The sequence below is a fragment of the Parasutterella secunda genome (assembly GCF_023336895.1).
In the GTDB taxonomy this organism is placed as follows: domain Bacteria; phylum Pseudomonadota; class Gammaproteobacteria; order Burkholderiales; family Burkholderiaceae_F; genus Aphodousia; species Aphodousia faecalis.
In genome coordinates this window covers 31462-52647 of the sequence record NZ_JAMBLT010000010.1, presented here as the reverse complement: position 1 = coordinate 52647, position 21186 = coordinate 31462, and the positions used below count along the sequence as shown (strand labels likewise).

23 protein-coding genes are annotated in these 21186 nt (G+C 47.9%); 4 read left to right on the top strand and 19 right to left on the bottom strand.

The window, feature by feature from the left end; genetic code table 11:
• Positions 1-132 precede the first annotated feature (132 nt).
• Entirely contained in the window at positions 133-537 is a 405-nt protein-coding gene (locus M3080_RS07735) for a cupin domain-containing protein (RefSeq protein WP_249092587.1), read from the top strand.
• A 57-nt stretch (positions 538-594) separates the two neighbouring features.
• Here M3080_RS07735 and M3080_RS07730 read toward each other — a convergent pair whose 3' ends face one another.
• From M3080_RS07730 to tyrS, 14 genes are all read right to left on the bottom strand, one after another.
• Positions 595-1929 carry a hemolysin family protein gene (locus M3080_RS07730; RefSeq protein WP_249092586.1) on the bottom strand — a complete coding sequence of 445 codons (1335 nt, stop codon included), beginning with the start codon at positions 1927-1929 and terminating at the stop codon, positions 595-597.
• A 33-nt stretch (positions 1930-1962) separates the two neighbouring features.
• Entirely contained in the window at positions 1963-2451 is a 489-nt protein-coding gene (locus M3080_RS07725; RefSeq protein WP_249092585.1) for a CinA family protein, read from the bottom strand.
• A gap of 1 nt (position 2452) precedes the next feature.
• Positions 2453-2926, bottom strand: a complete 474-nt coding sequence (locus M3080_RS07720) for a phosphatidylglycerophosphatase A family protein (protein ID WP_249092584.1) — start codon at positions 2924-2926, stop codon at positions 2453-2455.
• Between the two features lie 37 nt (positions 2927-2963).
• The gene (gene thiL, locus M3080_RS07715) at positions 2964-3965 is read right to left on the bottom strand and encodes a thiamine-phosphate kinase (RefSeq protein ID WP_249092583.1); all 1002 of its coding nucleotides are present in this window, start codon (positions 3963-3965) and stop codon (positions 2964-2966) included.
• 4 nt (positions 3966-3969) lie between these two features.
• Positions 3970-4470, bottom strand: a complete 501-nt coding sequence (gene nusB / locus M3080_RS07710) for a transcription antitermination factor NusB (protein ID WP_249092582.1) — start codon at positions 4468-4470, stop codon at positions 3970-3972.
• Between the two features lie 3 nt (positions 4471-4473).
• A complete protein-coding gene (gene ribH, locus M3080_RS07705; RefSeq protein ID WP_022473153.1) occupies positions 4474-4953 on the bottom strand; it encodes a 6,7-dimethyl-8-ribityllumazine synthase in 480 nt (159 codons plus the stop codon).
• 120 nt (positions 4954-5073) lie between these two features.
• Entirely contained in the window at positions 5074-6144 is a 1071-nt protein-coding gene (locus tag M3080_RS07700; RefSeq protein WP_249092581.1) for an NADH:flavin oxidoreductase/NADH oxidase, read from the bottom strand.
• Between the two features lie 18 nt (positions 6145-6162).
• Positions 6163-6780, bottom strand: a complete 618-nt coding sequence (locus tag M3080_RS07695; RefSeq protein ID WP_249092580.1) for a riboflavin synthase — start codon at positions 6778-6780, stop codon at positions 6163-6165.
• 4 nt (positions 6781-6784) lie between these two features.
• Complete coding sequence (gene ribD, locus M3080_RS07690; RefSeq protein WP_283162571.1) at positions 6785-7882, bottom strand: bifunctional diaminohydroxyphosphoribosylaminopyrimidine deaminase/5-amino-6-(5-phosphoribosylamino)uracil reductase RibD; 1098 nt, start codon at positions 7880-7882, stop codon at positions 6785-6787.
• A 6-nt stretch (positions 7883-7888) separates the two neighbouring features.
• Entirely contained in the window at positions 7889-8332 is a 444-nt protein-coding gene (gene nrdR, locus M3080_RS07685; protein ID WP_022473149.1) for a transcriptional regulator NrdR, read from the bottom strand.
• 412 nt (positions 8333-8744) lie between these two features.
• Positions 8745-8867: a hypothetical protein gene (locus tag M3080_RS09315; RefSeq protein WP_258333492.1), complete on the bottom strand. Its 123-nt coding sequence runs from the start codon at positions 8865-8867 to the stop codon at positions 8745-8747.
• 424 nt (positions 8868-9291) lie between these two features.
• Complete coding sequence (locus M3080_RS07680) at positions 9292-9891, bottom strand: YbhB/YbcL family Raf kinase inhibitor-like protein (RefSeq protein ID WP_249092578.1); 600 nt, start codon at positions 9889-9891, stop codon at positions 9292-9294.
• 62 nt (positions 9892-9953) lie between these two features.
• On the bottom strand, positions 9954-10391 hold the full coding sequence (gene dtd, locus M3080_RS07675) for a D-aminoacyl-tRNA deacylase (protein WP_249092577.1): 438 nt from the start codon (positions 10389-10391) through the stop codon (positions 9954-9956).
• Positions 10392-10462: 71 nt separating this feature from the next.
• Positions 10463-11701, bottom strand: a complete 1239-nt coding sequence (gene tyrS, locus M3080_RS07670) for a tyrosine--tRNA ligase (protein WP_249092576.1) — start codon at positions 11699-11701, stop codon at positions 10463-10465.
• Positions 11702-11825: 124 nt separating this feature from the next.
• On the opposite strand from tyrS, the gene M3080_RS07665 reads away from it, so the two are divergent.
• Together M3080_RS07665 and M3080_RS07660 are read left to right on the top strand one after the other, a co-directional pair.
• On the top strand, positions 11826-13292 hold the full coding sequence (locus M3080_RS07665) for a peptidoglycan DD-metalloendopeptidase family protein (protein ID WP_249092575.1): 1467 nt from the start codon (positions 11826-11828) through the stop codon (positions 13290-13292).
• Positions 13293-13303: 11 nt separating this feature from the next.
• Complete coding sequence (locus tag M3080_RS07660; RefSeq protein WP_249092574.1) at positions 13304-14401, top strand: anhydro-N-acetylmuramic acid kinase; 1098 nt, start codon at positions 13304-13306, stop codon at positions 14399-14401.
• Here the strand turns inward: M3080_RS07660 and erpA are convergent.
• The 5 genes from erpA to pyrG form a co-directional block, all read right to left on the bottom strand.
• Complete coding sequence (gene erpA, locus M3080_RS07655; RefSeq protein WP_022472469.1) at positions 14398-14772, bottom strand: iron-sulfur cluster insertion protein ErpA; 375 nt, start codon at positions 14770-14772, stop codon at positions 14398-14400. The two genes, M3080_RS07660 and erpA, sit on opposite strands and share 4 nt — an antisense overlap.
• 53 nt (positions 14773-14825) lie before the next feature.
• The gene (locus M3080_RS07650) at positions 14826-15716 is read right to left on the bottom strand and encodes an EamA family transporter (protein WP_249092573.1); all 891 of its coding nucleotides are present in this window, start codon (positions 15714-15716) and stop codon (positions 14826-14828) included.
• 126 nt (positions 15717-15842) lie between these two features.
• Entirely contained in the window at positions 15843-16235 is a 393-nt protein-coding gene (gene rpsI, locus M3080_RS07645) for a 30S ribosomal protein S9 (RefSeq protein WP_249092572.1), read from the bottom strand.
• A gap of 12 nt (positions 16236-16247) precedes the next feature.
• Entirely contained in the window at positions 16248-16676 is a 429-nt protein-coding gene (gene rplM, locus M3080_RS07640) for a 50S ribosomal protein L13 (RefSeq protein ID WP_022472466.1), read from the bottom strand.
• A 301-nt stretch (positions 16677-16977) separates the two neighbouring features.
• A complete protein-coding gene (pyrG, locus tag M3080_RS07635) occupies positions 16978-18609 on the bottom strand; it encodes a CTP synthase (protein ID WP_249092571.1) in 1632 nt (543 codons plus the stop codon).
• Between the two features lie 324 nt (positions 18610-18933).
• On the opposite strand from pyrG, the gene M3080_RS07630 reads away from it, so the two are divergent.
• Positions 18934-21165, top strand: coding sequence for an inorganic phosphate transporter (locus M3080_RS07630; RefSeq protein WP_249092570.1), 2232 nt, complete (start codon positions 18934-18936; stop codon positions 21163-21165).
• Positions 21166-21186 lie beyond the last annotated feature (21 nt).

Genomic DNA, 21186 nt, shown 5'->3' with positions numbered 1-21186 from the left:
TGGTCCTGCCATGCGCAGGACTTTTTTTTCTCCGCATGAAACAAATGAGCAAAAATATGCTTTTACTGCGGAGGTTTTTGTCCGTTTCCGAGTCTAAGCTTTGGCTTGTCTTAAGCTTTTTATTGGAGACTGATGATGACAGGAGAAAAATTCGGACCTTTTGCCCGAGGAGCCAAAAATGATGCATACGCCCAATATTTTATTGGACAGAGTTATCTCAACATGCTCACAACGAGCGGTGTTGTGACAGCCAACGTCACCTTTGAACCCGGTTGCCGCAACAATTGGCATATTCACCACAAGGGCGGACAAATCTTATTAGTCACCGCTGGACGCGGCTACTACCAGGAATGGGGAAAAGAGCCGCAGGAACTTCATCCGGGGGATGTCGTCAATATCGCTCCGGAAGTTAAACACTGGCATGGAGCTGCACCTGACAGTTGGTTTGCTCACATCGCCATTGAAGTCCCTGCCGATGGGGCCAAAAACGAATGGTGCGAACCAGTCGGTGATGAGGAATACAGCAAATTAGCCTAAATATATTAATGGCCGCAGAAAGAAAATTTTGCGGCCATTGCCTTATCCGACACTAGGCTAGTTTTCTTGCCCCGATCCTGCTTCAGACTCAGCCTTTTCTTCAATGCAAGAGACCAACACTTTATCGATACGTCGGCCATCCATATCAACAACCTCAAAGCGCCAGTTGTCCCACGTTACGACATCTCCGGTCTTCGGTAAATGACCAGTCATCCAAATAATCATTCCGGCCAATGTGTTGTAACGGCCGTCAGCTTCATTGGGCAACTGTTTAAGGTTCAACTGGTCTTTTAACTCCGGCACCGGCATCATGCCATCGACCAAAAGTGACCCATCTTCACGTTTAATTGCCCAGTCTTCCTCTCCCGGAACGTTTTTAAATTCACCGGCAATAGCTTCGAGCACATCGCGAGGACTGACAATACCCTGCACGGAACCATACTCATCAACCACAATGGCAAGCGGAACGTCATTTTCTTTAAAGTTATCCAAAAGTTCCAAACCGGTTAAGGATTCCGGCACATAAACAGCCGGTATCAAGTGTGTGGTGAAATCCACTTCCCCGGTGTCTACAATCTGCTGCAAAAGGTAACGGGTAGAGCAAAAACCTTTGATATCGTCAAGCGAACCATCGCAAACCGGCAATCTCGAATGTTTCGAAGTCACCAATTTTTTAATGTTTTCCTGTGCTCCGTCCTGAATATCAATCCATTCCACTTCATTTCGCGGAGTCATTAATGTACCGATCGTGCGGTCATCCAATCGGAAAATATTGCGCACCATGTCACGCTCTTGCACTTCAATGGTTCCGGCCTCACTGCCTTCGACCACCATTTGGTGAATTTCTTCTTCAGTTACAGCCGCTTCCTCTACATTTTGCTTTCCAGTCAGTTTCAAAAGCAGATCCGTTGAAACCGACAACAATTTCACGAAGGGCGCCATTAAAACAGCTAAGAAATTAATCGGCGGAGCGATGCGGCAAGCAACACCTTCCGGATTCATTTGTCCTAAACGTTTCGGAACCAATTCACCCAAAACGATGGAGAAATAAGTCACTAAAACGACCACTAAAAGCAATCCCACTGCACGGGCCGTATTGACTTCTACACCGAAACTTTCATTTAACCAAGCCGCCACTGGCGTTGCTAAAGCAGCCTCACCGACAATACCGGACAAAATACCGATTGAGGTAATGCCAACCTGAATGGCAGAGAGCGCTCGTGTGGGTTCCTCGTTGAGTTTAAGAGCAACTTTCGCTCCGGAATTTCCGTCATCAATTTTCATCTGCAAACGGGCTTTTCGGCTCGTCACCAATGCGATTTCACTCATCGCAAAAATACCGTTTAAGAAAATCAGGGCTAAAAGGCAAAGAACATTAAACCAATTGTCCATTTTTCATTCACCAACGATTCAAAAATATTCCTATCAATTTTTCTCAATCAAATGACAAAGACCTTCAAGTGCCGTCCTTATAGTCGACTCGCGCACAGCGTTGCGATCACCGGAAAACTGATGTCGTTTAACAACAGGGATTTCTCCTTTTTTGCACCAGGCCAAATAAACGGTTCCAACGGGCTTGCCGGGAACAGCACCGCCTGGCCCCGCAATTCCGGTTACTGCCACCGCAACCGTTGCCGTTGATCGGCTTAAAGCGCCGAGAACCATTTCAGAGGCGGTTTGCTCACTGACGGCTCCGTAGCGACAAAGAGTTTCGTGCTTCACACCCAGCAAATCCTCTTTGGATTGATTGGTATAGGTGACAAAACCACGATCAAACCATTCACTTGATCCTGCAATTTGAGTGATTGCACAAGCGATGCCTCCGGCCGTACAGGACTCCGCCGTGGCCAGCACTGCTTTGTACGCCGACGCGCACCGACCTACTCGCTCAGACAATTCAACAAAAAGTTCCATATCAGTACAACACCCACTGCACGGCAAATAAAATCAGCCAAGCGTAAACAGCCGCGATGGCATCATCGAGCATAATGCCAAAACCATTCTTCATTTTTTTATCGAAGTAATCCGCGGGCGGCAACTTGACAATGTCAAAGAAACGGAAAGCCACAAATGCGGCGATCTGCCACAAAAGAGTCGGCGGCATCAGCGCCAAAAGCAACCAAATAGCAAAGACCTCATCAATCACAATGGAACCGTGATCCTGAACCCCCAGGTCCTCTGAGGTCTTCTGACAAGCCCAAGCTCCAATAAAAAAGGTCGCGGCTACAATAAAAAACCAAGCCGTATATGGAATCCAAGGATCTAACAAAACGAACACAATCCAACCGGCCAATGTTCCCCAAGTGCCTGGGGCCGGACGAATCACTCCACTGGCAAAAAATGAAGCAATGATGTGCGCCGGGTGACTGAATGCAAAGGCACAAGTCATTCGGATCCTATTGACCGGATTGTTACTGCTATATTTTTCAAACATTTTCCTGAGCGAAATGATCAAATCCATAGAAAGTATTTTGAATTTCGCCACCATCATTATTTAAAAGTTTCAAACCGCTTGAAACAACCTTTCCTACTCTGGTCAGTAGTAGCGGCTGTCCATTTTCCTGACATTTTTGTGCGTAATCAATGATGCGTTGTCTGGCGCTTTCCGGAGCGGTCCAGACCAATTCATAATCATCGCCCCCTGCCAACTGAGCCTGTCGGCGCTCTTTTTGTGTTCGCTGGGCTAACTGTGGACTGACCGCTAGATGATCGACATAAACCTCGGCTCCAACATTTGATCGTACAAGAATATTGCCAAGATCTTTCAAAAAGCCATCAGAGATATCCGCGCAAGCCGTTGCAAAATGACTCAAAAATTGCCCCAACGCCACTCTGGGCACAGGCGTATCCATCGCCGCAGCCAAATAGCTGTCACAAGCTCCTGCCCACTGCCCCGTTCTTAGCATCAGGGCTAAGTAAGCGTCCCCTACCGTTCCGCTCACCCAAATATCGTCACCAATCCGCGCCCCTTGGCGGGTAAGCCCTCGCTCAACTTCTCCGATCGCCGTGATTGTGATACTGAATGGCGCTTGAGAATGACCAATTTTTGCCGTCTTTGTCGTATCTCCCCCAATGAGAGGACAACTAAATTCCCTTGCACATTCGTAAAGACCACGGCTAAAGGCTTCAAGCCAAGATGAATCACTTTCAGGCAACGACAACGCCAAGAAAAAACAACGAGGATCAGCGCCTGCGGCAGCCAAATCAGAAAGATTGACAGCTAAAGATTTCTTACCAATCGTGTAGGGATCGGCATTGGGCAAAAAATGCGTTCCAGAGGCAACCGTATCCGTTGTTACCGCTAAACGCTTATTTCCTACTTGAATAATCGCGCAATCATCCCCGATCCCTTGGGTTGGCCATCGACCGGGGATGTTGAAATTGAAGAAACGAGAAATGAGCTCTGTTTCACTAAGGCATGGGCCCATAAAATTACTTTTTAGCACCCACCTCTGTTGCGCGCACATCGGCGGCTACTTTATCCAACACGCCGTTGACATAACGGAAGCCATCGGAACCGCCAAAGAGCTTAGCCAATTCCACAGCTTCATTAATTACCACACGGTACGGAATCTCAATATGAAATTTCAACTCGTAGGTTCCCAACAAAAGAACCGAGCGTTCAACCAGAGACAAGCGCGAAATGTCGCGATCAACGTGCTTGGAGAAAACCGCTTGCAAATCTTCTGCGTATTCAATGACCCCGGCTAATAATTCAGAGAAGTGCTTCTTGTCGCAGCGCTCAAAATCCGCGGCATCAATAGCCGCTCCGGCAATGGGTTCGCCGTCGTCACTTAAAACACTCAAAAGTGTACGTTCAATTGTCACAGCGTCCGCGCCGCTTACCAACCATTCGTAAACGCCCAAAAGGGCAAACTCTCTGGAAAGCGAACGCGCGCCGCGGCTTGGGCGATGGGGTTTAACGTCTGTCATTGATTACTCCCCGTCTTCCATGTCGTACTCAAATTCTTTACGAAGATTGGCCATCTCAACGGCAACCTGCGCAGCATCCGTGCCCTTTTGTTGTAAGCGGGCTTGAGCTTGCTCATCGTTTTCAGTGGTAAGCACGGCGTTTGCAATCGGGATATCAAAATCCAAACCAACCTGCATGATGCCGGAGGCCGACTCGTTGGAAACAATTTCAAAATGGTACGTTTCGCCACGAATTACTGCACCGATAGCGATTAAAGCGTCATACTCTTCCGTTGCTGCCAATTGTTGAAGGGCAAACGGAATTTCTAGAGCGCCCGGCACACGCATGAGCGTGATGTCTTCCTCAACCACACCCAATCGATCTAATTCTGCCAAACAAGCCTTTAACAGGCCTTCGCCGGCATACTCATTGAATCGAGATTGAACAATGCCGATTTTCAAACCGCGTCCGTCTAAGGAATTCTCAATAATGTCCATGGACATTGTGTTTCTCCGAAGAAATTCTGTTCTTTATGTAAATTGGCATATTGTACCGTGTTTGGGCGCGGACAACACGCCTAAACGGTACAAAAATTAACGAAAAATCAATTCGCTAGAGATTTTTTAACGGTGCATTCCCCGAACGTAAGAGGGTGGGAAATCCACTTTTTCTCCCAACTCCAGCGCAGCCTGCCAACCCCAATGGGGATTAAGCAACATTTGCCGACCAACGTCGACTAAATCCGCCGTTCCTTCCACGAGTACGCTTTCGGCTTGACGCGCGTCTTTAATTAAGCCGCAAGCAATTGTCGGAATCCCGGTTTGCAATCGAACAGCACGAGCAAACGGTAATTGATAGCCATAGGAAACGTTGATCTTTTGACTGCTGTGCAAGCCCCCTGTTGAGACATCAACAAACGCGCAGCCCCTTTCTTTAAGGCTTTCGACAAGCTCGAGGGTTTCTTTCAGATTCCAGCCGCCCTCAATCCAATCTGTAGCGGAAACTCTTACCCCGATTTCAACATTGGGGGCCGCCTTTTTCATCGCATCAAAAACAGCCAACGGCAAACGGGTACGATTTTCAAAACTTCCACCCCACTCATCGGTGCGAAGATTCGAAATCGGTGAGAGGAATTGGTGCAAAAGGTAGCCGTGAGCCATGTGAATTTCAATGGCATCAACTCCTGCGCGCTGAGCACGTTCGGCGGCGTTCGCAAAAGCCTGAATAGTGGCTTCTATGCCACCCGGAAGCATTTCCCTCGGAGTCGGCGCATCACCCCCGGCGCTCACCGCAGACGGAGCAACTGGCTCCCATCCGCCTTCTTCCGCTAAGAGATGGCCGCCTAACCAAGGAGCACGTTCAGAAGCTTTACGTCCCGCGTGACTAATTTGCACAGCAACTTTCGTTGTCGGATCAATCGCTTTCATTGCCTGAACGATTTCTGCAAAATAACCCGCCAACTCATCTGACCAAAGTCCCAAATCTGAACCGGTTATACGACCATCCGGCGTCACGGCCGTGGCTTCTATACAAACAAGTCCCGCACCGGATCCAGCCAATTTGCCATAGTGAACTTTATGCCAAGTTGTAGCCTTTCCATCAATGGCTTGATACTGACACATCGGCGGCACACTGATGCGATTGCGAAGTTGCATCTGACCAATTGTGTAAGGAGAAAACAACTGCGTTTTCATGATTGGATTCCTTTTGTATCAAAAGAGCCCATCATCGTTTTTAAGGCTCATCATTCGTTCCACGTAGCGAGCAATCGTATCGATCTCAAGGTTGACCCAAGACTGAGGTTTTAAGTGCTTTAACGTGGTAACTTCCACGGTGTGCGGAATCAAATTAATGGAGATACGAGTGCCCACCGGCGTATCTTCAACATCATTAATTGTCAAAGAAACTCCATTGACTGTCACCGATCCCTTATAGGCCAAATAGGCAGACAATTTCATGGGGGCACGAACCACTAAATGCCAACTTTCGGCCTTGGGTTCCATCACTTCCACCTGGCCCACACCGTCCACATGACCGGAAACAATATGACCGTCCAATCGATCACCAACACGGAGCGCTTTTTCCAAATTGACTTCGCCCCAGGTATCTAATCCACATGTTTTTGACAAACTTTCTGCGGAGACCTCAATTTGAAATGTATCTCCTTCAATATTAACAACGGTCATGCAAGCGCCATTGACCGCAATCGATTCGCCAATCTCGGTCCCCTTAAGCCAGCCTGCCGGTGTGTCAATCGTCAGGCGAACACCGTCACCTAATTTTTCAGGTTCGCGGACTTTGCCAATTGCTTCAATAATGCCTGTAAACATCGTTTTATTTCCTTTTTCGTAAGATTATTCGAACATCTTCGCCCACTTGGCTCGTCTGAACCGTTGTCCATGTTTCACAATCAGACAACGATTGAAGGGGCGGAAGATCGAAAGCACTTCTGCCCTGTCCTAATATTTTCGGCGCAATGTAGCATAAGAGCTCATCGACTAAACCTAATCGGACCATTTCACCGGTTAAAGTTGCTCCCGCTTCGACATGCACCTCATTGACTTCACGTCGTGCCAGTTCCTTCAAAAGCGCTTGCAGATCAACTCGACCGTTTTCGCCCGAAAGACTCAGAATTTCTGCGCCTTTTTCTCTTAATCGCTGGGATTTTTCGAGATCTTCCTTGGCACAAACAACAAGTGTCTGTCCTTCATCAAAAAAATGATTTTCAGGATTAACTCTCAAATGAGAATCGACGAGAACCTTCAATGGTTGCCTTGATTGAAGCTTTCCATCCACTCTAGCCGTCAACGACGGATTATCAGCCAATACCGTTCCAACACCCGTGAGAATTGCCCCGGCCTCGCAGCGGTAGCGCCTGCCGTCTTCTCTAGCTTCAGGCCCCGTGATCCACTGACTTTCTCCGTTTGTCAGCGCCGTAAATCCATCTAGGCTCATTGCGACTTTGGCTCGCACCCAAGGGCGATTTTCTGTCATTCGCGTCATAAAGCCCGCGTTCATCTGCCAGGCTTCTTTTTGCAGTAATCCGACATCCACTGTGATTCCGGCTTGCCGAAGCATTTCAACTCCACGGCCGGCCACAAGCGGATTGGGATCCAAACACGCAACAACCACTCGGGCGACTTGTTCTTTAATTAACCTCAGAGCACAAGGAGGAGTTCTCCCATAATGAGAGCAAGGCTCCAACGTCACGTAAACAGTCGCTCCCTTTACATCATGTCCTTTAGAAGCCGCATCTTTAATCGCTTGGATTTCGGCATGATCAGAGCCTACCTTTTGAGTAAAGCCCTCGCCCAAAACAGAGCCTTCTCGAACAATGACGCAACCGACGGAAGGATTGGGCGGACTAATCGGACGGGCCTTAGCGGCTAGCGCTAAAGCCTTAAACATATAGTCTCGATCTGAAGAGGACATCTCTGACTAGACCTCGCGAGCCATATCCGCAAATTTTTGAACGTCTTCAAAATTACGATAAACGCTGGCAAAGCGAACATAGGCGACCTTATCCAGACCGCGAAGCTCTTCCATCACCAATTCGCCCAAACGATCGCTTCGGACTTCACGTTCTCCCAACGCAAGCATCTTTTGTTCAATACGGTTAATCGCTTCATCCACTCGTTCGCGAGATACCGGACGCTTACGCAAAGCGAGCATCATTGAAGCACGAAGCTTCTTTTGGTCATACTCACAACGTCCGCCTCCACGCTTAATAATGGAAGGCATCGAAAGTTCCACTCTTTCATAGGTGGTAAAGCGTTTTTCACACTTTAAGCAACGACGACGTCTACGAATAGTCGTACCATCCTCACTTGTGCGAGAGTCAATCACTTGGGTTTGCTCATGTTTACAAAAAGGACAATGCATACCCCCATCTCCTTTGTATGACCACTAACGATAAAAACTTTTTAACCACAATATATGGTATTAAAGCATTTAGGTTTGATTGTACTCGTTGCCACACTATCTGTGGAGATTTTTTCGATTAATATGGAGAATTTGTGTTTTTATCGAAGATATTTCAAACGAAATACAATTGAGAGAGAATTTTTTAAATAACTAAATCTTGAGGGGTTATGTAAATAACTAAAATCAATTTCACAAGCACACTGCATGAGAAACCAGCGATCGGCTTACAAAATCTCGCATTTAAAATCAGCACTGCTCAAATACTAAAAAGGGTCAATCCCAAACGTCTTTGAGATCACCCCCACTTCAATCAAGTCGGCCGGAAGGTAGTAGAAAACCGGCGTTAACTTAGATTAGAAGACTTCTCAGATTAGAAGTTGTGAACGATACCGGCAACGACTTCTGTCGCCTTAGCTTCGACATCACGGTCTTCGCTTTCACCGCTAACCTTGGTATAACCAGCAGCCGTGTAAACATTTGTACGCTTGCTCAACGGATATTGGTAACCGACGCCAAATTGGATCGTATCATTGGCGCCTGTTGGCTATGGCTAGCTGGCAGCATCCCACAAGCAACTGATCGACTTGGAGGTGGGTAGTCATTTTGAACCAGCAAATCAATGGGTTGTCTTCAGCTGTGACCTTTCACCAAAATTAAATTTTCAATATTGACATATACCGTACTTTTGTAACACTGCGCTGCAAATTCTTTCATTAACCTCGTTCTGCCAACTTCTCTTGCTCCACAAATGACAAATGGATTCCTATTCCTTTGAGCGGTTCAATAACTTTGCGGTACATAAATCCGTGCCCTATTGCATTTAATGTACAAAAAATGAAAAAACGTCTTGTCAATAAACCTAAGAACAACTTGGGGGAGCAACTCGCTCCCCCATTAGTCTATCCAGTGAGAATCGCTTAAAGCGGTTGCAACCTGGGATTCAAACTATAAATTCCTTGAATCGTGGCGCTTGCCAAAACGTGCGAAGCCATACGCTCACAAACCTCTTCCCAACGGGCCGTATCAGGCAAGTCTAGTGTTTTCACATCAAGCGCATACACCCGGAATTCGTAGCCGTGCATGCGAGCGTCGAATCCCGGAGGACAGGGGCCGTCGTAGCCGCGATGGATTTCCGTCTCTGATGAGTAATCATTGATTGCCTCAATTCCCATCGGTTTGGCAAAACGCTTACCACTTTTTTCATCGCCGACACTAGCTTCGCCCTTTTTCACTTCGCAAACGGCGGGATCCATGTCCCACACCAACCAGTGAACAAAGTCGCGCCTTGGCTGATCAGCAGGAATTTCGCCATCTTCATTTAAAGCCTTTCGATCTGTCGGGACATCCGGATCAATACAAGCTAAAACAATGGATTGTGTTCCTTGCGGCAAACCGCTCCATGAAAGTTGAGGGTTTAAATTTTCAGCCAACGCGAATTTGCCGTCAACTAATTGCCCGTAGGCACATTCGCTCGGAATCCACTGTCCGTGCTCAAAATCTTGACTGGTTATTTTCATAGACAATCCTCCCAAGATTACTAACTTGATTATTCGTTGCTTCAGACGCTTTTGTCAATGTTTTAACACTTTAACCAAATCGTCACCGGACCGTCATTGATTAAGGCGACCTGCATATTTGCGCCAAACTGCCCTGTTTGTGTTTTAAGACCACTTTCTCCAACTTTTTCAATAAAGTGCTCATAAAGACGCTTTCCCGTTTCAGGATCCGCTGCAGGCGTAAAGCTCGGGCGAAGCCCTTTAGCAGTGTCAGCCGCCAGGGTGAATTGGGAAACAATTAATATTTCCCCACCGATATCGGACACACTCTTATTCATCTTGCCGTTTTCATCTTCAAAAATCCGATAGGCCAACACTTTTTTGGCAAGCTTTTCACATTGCTCTTCGCTGTCGCCTTTTTCTGCACACACTAAAACCAAAAGACCTTTTCCCACGGCACCAATGACTTGGTCATTGACCGTCACGGACGCGTTTTTAACCCTTTGCAGTAATCCGATCATTATCCTATCCTTTATCAAAAAGCCGCGGCAAAACTTCGTTCGTCGCGGCTTTTGTTTTTCATAAAATGGTCTTAGTGAACCGTCACTTTAGCCCACTTACGCTTACCCACTTGAATGGTATACGTGCCGGCCTTAAGTTTTAATCCGCGATCGGTCACGCGGTCACCATTGACGCGGACACCACCTTGGTCAACGTTACGGTTAGCTTCACCAACGCTGGGCACCATGCCGGCTTCCTTAATGAGTTTACCGATGCCGATTTCGCCATCCACTGCGGCCACATTAACTTCCGGGATTTCCGAGGGCATTTCGCCTGCGCGGAATCGGTTATTAAATTCCACTTCCGCGGCATCAGCATCCGCGCTCGTGTGGAAACGTTCAACAATTTCTTTAGCCAAAAGAACCTTGGCTTCACGAGGATTTCGACCATTGGCACACTCATTCTTGAGCGTTGCGATTTCGCTGTTGCTCTTTAGGCTCAAGAGGTCGTACCAATTCCACATCAAGTCGTCAGAAATACTCATCACCTTGCCAAACATATCATTCGGCGTATCGGTGATACCGATGTAGTTGTGTTTGGACTTACTCATTTTGTTAACACCGTCCAAACCGACAAGCAGGGGCATGGTCAAAATGCACTGGGGCTCTTGATCGTATTGGCGTTGTAATTCACGGCCGACAAGAAGATTGAAGCGTTGATCCGAGCCGCCCAATTCCATATCAGCCTTCAAAGCCACGCTATCGTAACCTTGCATGAGCGGATACAATAGTTCATGCATGGCAATCGGGGCTTGTTCAGCATAGCGCTTGGCAAAATCATCGCGCTCAAGCAAACGGGCCAACGTATAGCGAGAGGCCAGTTTGATCATATCGGTAGCCGTCATCTTGTCGCTCCATTCGGAGTTGTAACGGATTTCCGTTTTTTCGCGATCCAAAATAAGGCTTGCCTGATCCAAGTAAGTCTTAGCGTTGACTTCAATTTGTTCGCGAGAAAGAGGCGGACGGGTCACGTTGCGACCAGAAGGGTCACCGATAGCGGCCGTGAAATCACCGATCAAGAAAATGACGGTGTGGCCCAAATCTTGCAATTGACGCAATTTATTCAACACAACCGTGTGACCGATATGAATATCCGGAGCTGTGGGGTCCAAACCGAGCTTGCAGCGCAAAGGCGTTCCCGTTGCCTGCGAGCGAGCCAACTTTTGCTCTAGATCCGATTCAATCAAAAGCGTGTCAACGCCGCGCTTAATGGTTGCCATGGCCTCCTTGACCTGCTCGGTCACAGGATATTTTTGTTCAGTTTCGCTCATAGATTTTTTACAAAAAAAATTACATAAAAAACAGAATATTCAATCGGTCTCATGGAGTAATTCGGGTAAAATTAGTGCCGTTTTCCGATTGCGTATCGGCTTATTGTAACCAATCAATCCTCTAATGTCTGCGCCCAGTATCCTTGCTAAGAATTTACGTACCGTTGGCCAAGGCTTATGCCTTGTTGCCCGCGGCTGCGCTCGCTCGTGGGATCGGGTTGCTAAAAGCCCATACAGACGCTTGGTTTTAGGTATCACTTTCGGTATTTTGCCCGCTTCTGTCGCTATCGCTACCTATTCGGCCTATCCGTCCGACGATGAACAAATGGCAAGAAGCCTGCAAACGGAAATTGTCGCTCCGCTTCCCATTCCCTCAATTGCGGACCAAATCACCGTTGTAACCACGCATAGTGCTGTAACAACACATACGACAATGATCCGAGTCAACGATACGCTCGGAGCTATTTTCTCTAGATTAAATATTGAAGATGCGGCACTGCAGCGCTTCATTCGCGGCCAGACATTAGCTCAGCCGCTTTCGACACCGCGTGAGGGTGTTTATGTACAGGCAAAGGTGACAGCCGACAAGAAAGCTCAGACTCTGAAGATTTTCTTAGAAAGCCGTTCTGCCAATCAAAAGAATTCCGTCGTCACAATCTCTCGCAGAGGCGAGCGTTTTATTATCAACTCAGCTCCCTTCGTTTATGAAACGCAACAAGCGATGAGTGCCGGACTCGTTGATAAGTCACTTATTGAATCTGCCAAAGCTGTCGGTGTCCCTAGTGAAATTGCAGAAAAAATGCCCCTGGCGTTTGAGCGTGCAATCAACAACGGTCTGGATATTTCAAAAGGCGATGACTTCCGCGTTATCTATGAGCGGCAGTTCCTTGAAGGAGACTTTGTCAGAAACGGGAAAATTTTGGCTGTTTCTGTGACCCATCAAGGCAAAACATACGAAAGTTTCTGGGCCGATGATGGCACAAGAAACGGCGGGTTCTATAGCCTAGACGGGACCTCCAACCGTACAACCTTTATCCGCGTTCCCGTTGAAGGCGCACGGGTGACTTCAAGCTTTATGCCAATGAGACGTCACCCCGTGACGGGCGTGCTTCGTCCTCACCAAGGGACTGACTTCGGCGCTCCCCGAGGTAATAAGATTTTTGCCGCTGCCGACGGCGTTATTTCCAGACGCTCCTTTGATAAGCGCGGTTTCGGCAACTACCTCATGATCAAACATGATGATTCACGCACAACGCTGTACGGCCATATGTCCCGAATTGCCGATGGCATGAAGGTCGGCGTTCCCGTTAAACGCGGACAGGTTATCGGCTATGTCGGAGCCACAGGCTTGGCGACCGGTCCTCACCTTCACTATGAATTGCGTGTTAATAACCGTCAGGTCAATCCGTTGAAAACAAGTATTCCGGATAAAGAACATCTGACAAACGAAGAAAAACATAAGCTTTTAGCCTCTGCTCGTCCCCTGACGGCTCGCTTAGCTATGCTTAATCGTATTCAATCTGTAAAACCGCTCACGCCGAGGGAAGCGGTTGCTAAAGAAGAAAGTACCCCCGAACAACCCAGGTCATAAGATAAGATAAGATGAGCAGGCGATCGGACATTTTCATTGGTTTGATGTCTGGAACGAGCCTTGACGGCGCCGACGCGGTGGCTTGCCAATTCAAGGCTGACCGAGTTCAATTTCTCGGGCACGAACACTTGTCTTACAACCTCTCACTGCGAAAAGCTCTTTTATCGCTTTTAACATCCGGGCCCGATGAAATTAATCGGTGCGGCCAAACGGCCATTCAATTGGCTCACTTTTACGCACAAGTGGTCAAGCGCTTGTTAGCCAAACTTAATCTCACTCCTCAGGATATCGCCGCCATAGGGGTTCACGGACAAACCATTCGCCATTGCCCGCAATTAGGGTTTACTGTGCAGCTGAATAATCCGGCCTTACTAGCAGAACTCAGCAACATTGATGTCATCGCTGACTTCAGAAGTCGGGATATGGCCGCAGGGGGCGAAGGTGCGCCGCTTGTCCCCGCCTTTCACGCCTGTATATTCTCCGGCGACTCACCTCGAGCCATTGTCAACATCGGCGGCATTGCCAATGTGACCTTATTAAAAGGAAAGACTGTCTTAGGTTTTGACTGTGGCCCAGGCAACACATTGATGGATGTGTGGGTACAAAAGCACTGCGGACTGCTTTTCGATGAAAACGGACGTTGGGCTTCGAAGGGCAAGATTGTTGGCGCGTTACTTGAAGCGTGTCTGACAGATCCTTACTTCAAACGCAAACCGCCCAAGAGTACCGGTCGAGAATATTTCAACGAAAACTGGCTTCTGGAGCGCTTTCCTTTGCTCCCGTCGCTTAATCCTGAAGATGTTCAGCGCACCCTGATTGCCCTGACCGCTCAAGGTATTCTCTCTGCTATCGCGCAAACGCAGCCTGATACGAAAGAACTTTTTGTCTGCGGAGGCGGAGCGCTTAATCCTTTGCTGATGCAGGAGTTGCAAAAAGGACCTTATGGCGTCTTCAGCTCCTCTGTTTTAGGCGTTGACCCCATGTATGTTGAATCCATGGCTTTTGCCTGGCTTGCCTATCGTTTCGCCAATAAAAAAGCCGGGAATCTCCCGGCTGTTACGCGAGCTCGAGGCGAGCGCATCTTAGGCGCGCTCTACCCGGCTTACTAAACAGAAAAAGATGAACCGCAGCCGCAGGTTGTCACGGCATTAGGATTGCGGATAACAAACTGCGCTCCCGTCAAATCTTCCTTGAAATCAATTTCTGCACCGACAAGGTATTGATAACTCAAGGAGTCAATTAAGAGCGTCACTCCATCCTTAACCATTTTGGCGTCATCTTCGTTTTCTTTTTCATCGAATTGAAAGCCATACTGGAAACCTGCGCAACCGCCGCCTTGCACGAATACACGCAGTTTCAGATTGTCATTGCCTTCTTCTTCAATCAGGCTTTTAACCTTTGCTACCGCCGCATCGGTAAAGTGGATGGGATCCGGAGCCAAATTTGTTTGTGTGTTGTCTTGCATAGTGATTTCGTCCATCAGAAAACCTGTTGATTATACGTTTTTTAACACGTCATTTTTGTTGCGAAACGTTATCCTTCCAGTCCAACCAGTATCACACCTAAAGTCATCCCGATCACCCCGGCCAGACGTGTCACTGACAAGCGCTCTCGCAAAAGTAAACCGCCCAGGACTACCCCAATCATCATGCCGACTTCTCGGCTCGGGGCCACATAAGCAAGCGGAGCAATGGTCATGGCATAAAGTACCAGAATATAGGCTAAGGGAGAGCACACGGTGACCACTGCTAAAGCCTTTTGCAAACGCGGTGTGGTGAGAATCTCTTTTGATTCTGCCTTCCAATTGGCATGCATCATAATAAAAGGGGCAAAGACGATCGCCCGCACCGCAATCGATGGGAAATAAAAACTCAAAGGCGTAAGCCCCGTTTCTTGCTGCACGGCCCAAGCATCACAAAATGAATACCCGGCAATAAAGCACCCCGTTAAGAACCCCCAAAATATCCCCGCGCGAATACGAAGATCCTGCGTTTGTTTGTCTCGCTTGTGCGGCATCGCTAAAAGCACAATGGAGGCCAAAATCAAAACAATGCCAATCCAGCCCCAAAAAGAAGGTCTGTCACCCAAAATCAACACCGCGCATAAAACGGTAATCAACGGGCCGGTTCCACGTGCTGTTGGGTAAACAATGGAGTAGTCCGACTTTTTGTATCCTATCTGCAAAACCTGTCCGTAAATAACGTGAATCGGCGCAGAAAGTGCGATAACCAGCCACCCGATCGGGGTGATATTAGAGAGCGCTTGGGGATCATAAATAAAAAGCGCCGGGACGGTAATGACCGCCGTGATGATATAAACCAACCACCAAAAAGGTCGGGTGGCGTTGGCTTTCTTAAGGAAATAATTCCAAGTTGCGTGCACCAGTGCCGCTGTCAACACCAGTGTCAGTGCCGTTAAAGACATTTTTAGACAAATAAAAAGCAATCCCGCTATTGTACGCCTACGAAAAAGGCTCTCCAATTTTGGAGAGCCTCCCTGTTGCCAATCCCGCTTGAGACGGGATTTGGGCAATTTGCAATCGTAAAGCGATTAGCGCTTGGAGAATTGCTTACGGCGACGGGCCTTGCGAAGACCGACCTTCTTACGTTCGACTTCGCGAGCGTCACGGGTCACAAAGCCCGCGGCGGACAACTGGGCCTTCAAGCCTTCGTCGTAGTCAATCAAAGCGCGGGTAATGCCGTGACGCACAGCGCCGGCTTGACCCGTTTCACCACCGCCACGCACGTTGACCATCACGTCAAACGTTTCAACGTTTTCGGTGAGTTCCAACGGTTGCATCACGACCATACGGCCGGTTTCACGGTGGAAGTATTCATTCAAAGGACGACCGTTGATCACGATCTTGCCGGAACCACGCTTAATAAAGACGCGGGCCACGGAGCTCTTGCGACGGCCGGTGCCGTAATTGTAATTGCCGATCATGCCGAATCCTTATTAGATGTCGAGGTTCTTAGGTTGTTGAGCCGTATGCGGATGTTCTTCACCAGCATAGATCTTCAACTTCTTAATCATGGCATAGCCCAAGGGTCCCTTCGGGAGCATGCCCTTAACAGCAATTTCAAGGGCGCGGCCCGGGTGGCGTTGTTGCATCTTTTCGAAAGTCGTTTCGATGATGCCGCCAGGATAACCCGTGTGGCGATAGTAACGCTTGTTCTTAGCCTTGTCGCCACTCATCTTCATCTTGGAAGCGTTGATCACAACGATGAAATCGCCCGTATCAACGTGCGGCGTGTATTCAGGCTTGTGCTTGCCACGCAAACGGGCAGCAATTTCAGCAGCGAGGTGACCGACGATCTTATCGGTAGCGTCAACCACGTACCATTCGCGAGTCACTTCGAGCGGCTTAGCCGAGAAGGTCTTCATTATTCATTCACCTATCAATGAAAACGCACGACATTTTCATTCAAGTCGCGCGCAAACGGATTGTCGCTTAAGGCCGCAAGCACCAGCGACAGAGTCCAAAAATTCGTTTCCCGTTAATTCAAAAAGGCGACAGAGAAACACCTATTGAAATAACAAGAGTTGGGATTTTACCTAAAAAATTGAAGAAAAACAAACCTGTTAGAGGTCCGCCAGCCAAAATCTTTTTGCGCTGAAAAGAGCACTGACACAGCCCTTAAACGAAGCCTACAAAACAGTTTGTAGACTTCGTAAACGGACATTTTTATTTGGCAGTCTCACGGTAATTAAGAGCGGCCCTAACAAACGCTTTAAAAAGCGGATGCCCAAAACGCGGAGTTGAGGTAAATTCCGGATGAAATTGCACGCCAAAAAAGAACGGATGATTAGGCAACTCCATCATTTCTGGCAAATGTTCCTCCTGCGTGCAGGCAGAAATGACCATTCCTGAAGCTTCAAACTGGGGAACATAGGTATTGTTGACCTCATAGCGATGGCGATGACGCTCTGCTACCGTACCGCCATAGATTTCGTAGGCGAGCGTTCCCTTTTTTACCGGCACTTCCTGCTTGCCTAAACGCATCGTTCCACCTAAATTGCTTTCCTCACTGCGTTTTTGCACGGCGCCTTCCCGATCTGTCCACTCTGTAATCAAGGAAACAACCGGATGCGGCGTATCGGGGTTCAGTTCTGTTGAGTTGGCTTGATTCAATCCGCAAACATGCCGGGCAAATTCAATCACGGCCAATTGCATTCCAAGACAAATACCCAGATAGGGAATCTTATTCACACGCGCATATTCAATAGCTCGAATCATACCTTCAGTGCCACGCTTTCCAAATCCACCCGGCACCAAAATAGCGTCCATGCCTTTGAGCTTATCTGTGCCTTTTTCTTCAATTTCCGTTGCATCCACAAAAATGCGATTCACCCGTGTGTGAGTATGGATTCCTGCATGCAAAAGCGCTTCGTTCAAACTCTTGTAGCTATCGGCATAGTCAACATATTTTCCTACCAGCGCGATATTGACTTCGTGTTGAGGATTTTGTAATTCTTCGCAAATTTTCACCCAAGCAGAAAGGTCTGCTGATTTGGATTGATCTAATCCGAGCCGTTTGCAAATAATCTCATCGAGATGCTGCTCATGCAACATCAGCGGCACTTCATAAATTGTTTTAGCATCCCAAACGCTGATAACGTGATCAACCGGCAAATTGGCAAAGAGGGCAATTTTGGCTCTTTCATTCTCGGGAATAGGGCGATCCGCGCGACACAAAAGGACATCAGGATAAACGCCCTCTTCCCGAAGCTTTTGCACTGAGTGCTGGGTCGGTTTGGTCTTTAGCTCACCTGCGGCCGCAATCCAGGGGCAAAGCGTTAAATGAACAAAGCAGCTGTTTTCACGCCCTACCTGTAAACTCAACTGGCGAACCGCTTCAACAAAGGGAAGTGATTCAATATCCCCTACCGTTCCGCCGATTTCGACAACAGCAATATCGGCACTGCCCGCTCCTCGCTTCACAAATTCCTGGATTTCGTTAGTTACATGCGGGATAACTTGCACGGTCTTACCCAAATATTCCCCGCGGCGTTCTTTGCGCAAAACGCTCTCATAGATCTGACCGCTCGTGAAATTATTGGCCTTGTGCATTTTGGCTGAAATAAAGCGCTCATAATGCCCCAAATCCAAATCGGTTTCCGCTCCGTCCTCGGTTACAAACACCTCTCCGTGCTGAAAGGGACTCATGGTGCCCGGATCTACATTTAAGTAAGGATCCATTTTGATCATGGTGACGCGATAACCGCGCGATTCCAAAATGGCAGCTAGAGATGCGGCGGCCACACCTTTGCCTAAAGAAGACACAACGCCGCCTGTGACAAATACGTATCTGGTCATTTGTCAATCCTTTCGGAAAAGTATCAAACCAACCGTCGATTTTAGTAACCGAAAAAAGTAAAACGCCACATCGCCACTGACTATTTTTGAGTTCCCTAACTATTTTGTTTTAAGCACTTCATCCCATTTAAAACAACCGTGTTATGCAATAAGAAAATCGGTTATCTCAACCATCAAATACTCTCAAGCAATCCTTCTTTTTTCACAGATTTGTAATCCTTCTGACATCTTTTTCAAACAGTTCTGTCATTTTGTAAGCGCATACTGCCGCCAACTGCACTTGTGTGTTCACTCTTATTTTGTTCAGATAACGACGTTTTTATCATGGAATACTACTTTCTCGCTCTACTTGCCTTTCTCGCTCTGATAGCTGTTTTCGATATTTTTGTCGGGGTCAGCAATGACGCCGTCAATTTTTTAAATTCGGCGTTGGGCTGCCGAATCGCTTCTTTTAAAACCATCATGCTCGTGGCGAGCATCGGTGTCATGTTGGGCGCGACATTCTCATCAGGAATGATGGAAATTGCCCGCTCTGGTGTTTTTAATCCGCAGATGTTCACCTTTTCCGAAATCATGGTGATCTTCTTTGCGGTAATGGTCACGGACATCATTTTGTTGGACCTTTTTAATTCACTTGGCCTGCCGACATCAACCACGGTATCCATTGTTTTTGAATTATTGGGAAGTGCCTTGGCTGCCGCGGCTTATACACTCTTAATGGATGGAGCGTCGCTTGCGAATGTTATCGATTACATCAATAGCTCCAAATCCCTGACGATTGTCTCTGGCATTTTGATTTCCGTTGCCGTCGCCTTCGTAACGGGCGCAGTTGTTCAATACATTACCCGCCTGATATTTACTTTCAATTTTGAAAAGATGTACCGCCGCGTGGGCGGCGTTTTCGCCGGCATCGCTTTGACGGCCATTTTCTATTTTCTCGTGATGAAAGGAGCCAAGGGGGCAAGCTTCATGCAGCCCGAATGGATCCAGTTCATGAATGAAAATACTTGGCCAATTGTTGGAACCTTATTTGTGGTTCTTTCAGTTGTTTTTCACCTTCTCATCATTGTCTTCAACGTCAATATCTTCAAAATTGTGATTTTGGCCGGCACATTCTCTTTGGCTTTCGCCTTTGCCGGCAATGACCTCGTGAACTTTGTCGGTGTTCCCCTTGCGGCTTGGGACTCCTATCAGGAATGGGTAGCTTCAGGCGCTGCCGCCGAAGCCTTTACCATGGAAGGCCTTTTAAAACCGACTGTGGCTGCCACCGGCTTTCTGCTTTTCTCAGGCCTTGTCATGGTGCTCACGCTTTGGTTCTCAAAGAAAGCTCAAATCGTCATTCAAACATCCATTAACCTTTCTTCCAGCAATTCCGGTGAACAGGAACAATTCGGAAGTTCCTTGCCCGGCCGCATGATTGTTCGTGCCAGTATGGGACTGGGGCAAGTCATTCACCAGATCATTCCGATTTCCGTACAAAAAGGTATTGATCGCCGCTTTGAGCCCAAGAAACTTCAACGCGGTGAAACACCTCTGCCTTTTGACTACGTTCGCGCCTCGATTAATCTTGTCGTCAGCGCGGCATTGATCGCCTCGGCCACGAGCCTTCAGTTGCCGCTATCGACCACGTATGTCACCTTCATGGTTGCCATGGGTTCATCCTTTGCAGATGGCGCCTGGGATCGTGAAACAGCGGTTTACCGTATTTCCGGCGTGCTGACGGTGATCAGCGGTTGGTTCCTGACTGCTTTGAGCGCCTCAACCATGGCTGCCATCGTTTGCGGTTTTACGCTCTGGGGCGGACCGATTGCGGCACTAATTTTGGCCGTGGGATCAACAGTTCTCTTAATCCGATCCAACCTTCGTGCAAAACTTGACACCGTCAATATGCGGGCCGATCTTGACACGCGTTATGACGCGAAAAAGGTTCAAGAATTGGTCGATCAAAAGGCTGACGCCAGTTTTGAAAAAACGCTTACCGTTTTCAATCAATTGGTCCATGAATTTCTCAATGACAACGAAAGCGCTCTGCGTCGTGTCAAAACCAGTAGTTCTGATTTGTTCGATGAAATGAGTGCTGATCGGGGACTGTATTACCGCATGGCTAACTCAAGCTTTAAGCCTACCAAGGATGACTTTGACGCCCGCTATTGCTACTACCGAATTTTCACCAATATTCGAGAAATCGGCCGTTCGCTGCAATCTTTGAGCAAACAGGCCACTGATCACGTAGCCAATCGCCATCGTATTTTCCAAGGTGACTTGAAAAATGACCTTTTAAGCCTCGTAGGTTATCTCGACAAAATTGCAACAGGTTCCGACAAAAAGTTGGATATCCACGCCATTCTTACCCACTCTCATGAAGCCATTGAGTTGATTGACCATATGCAGGCTGAGCTTTTGCGCAAAATACCCAATGCCGGCTTATCCGTTCGTGGCAGTGAGCTTTATCTAAATTTCCTGGTTTTCGCCCGTGAGCTTGTTAATCGTTGTGCGATTGCGGCCGCGCTTGAAAACCGACTGGCAACAATTGTTGCCCAACCGTCCTCGAAGTAAGAGCTAGTGTGTTCTTGCTTC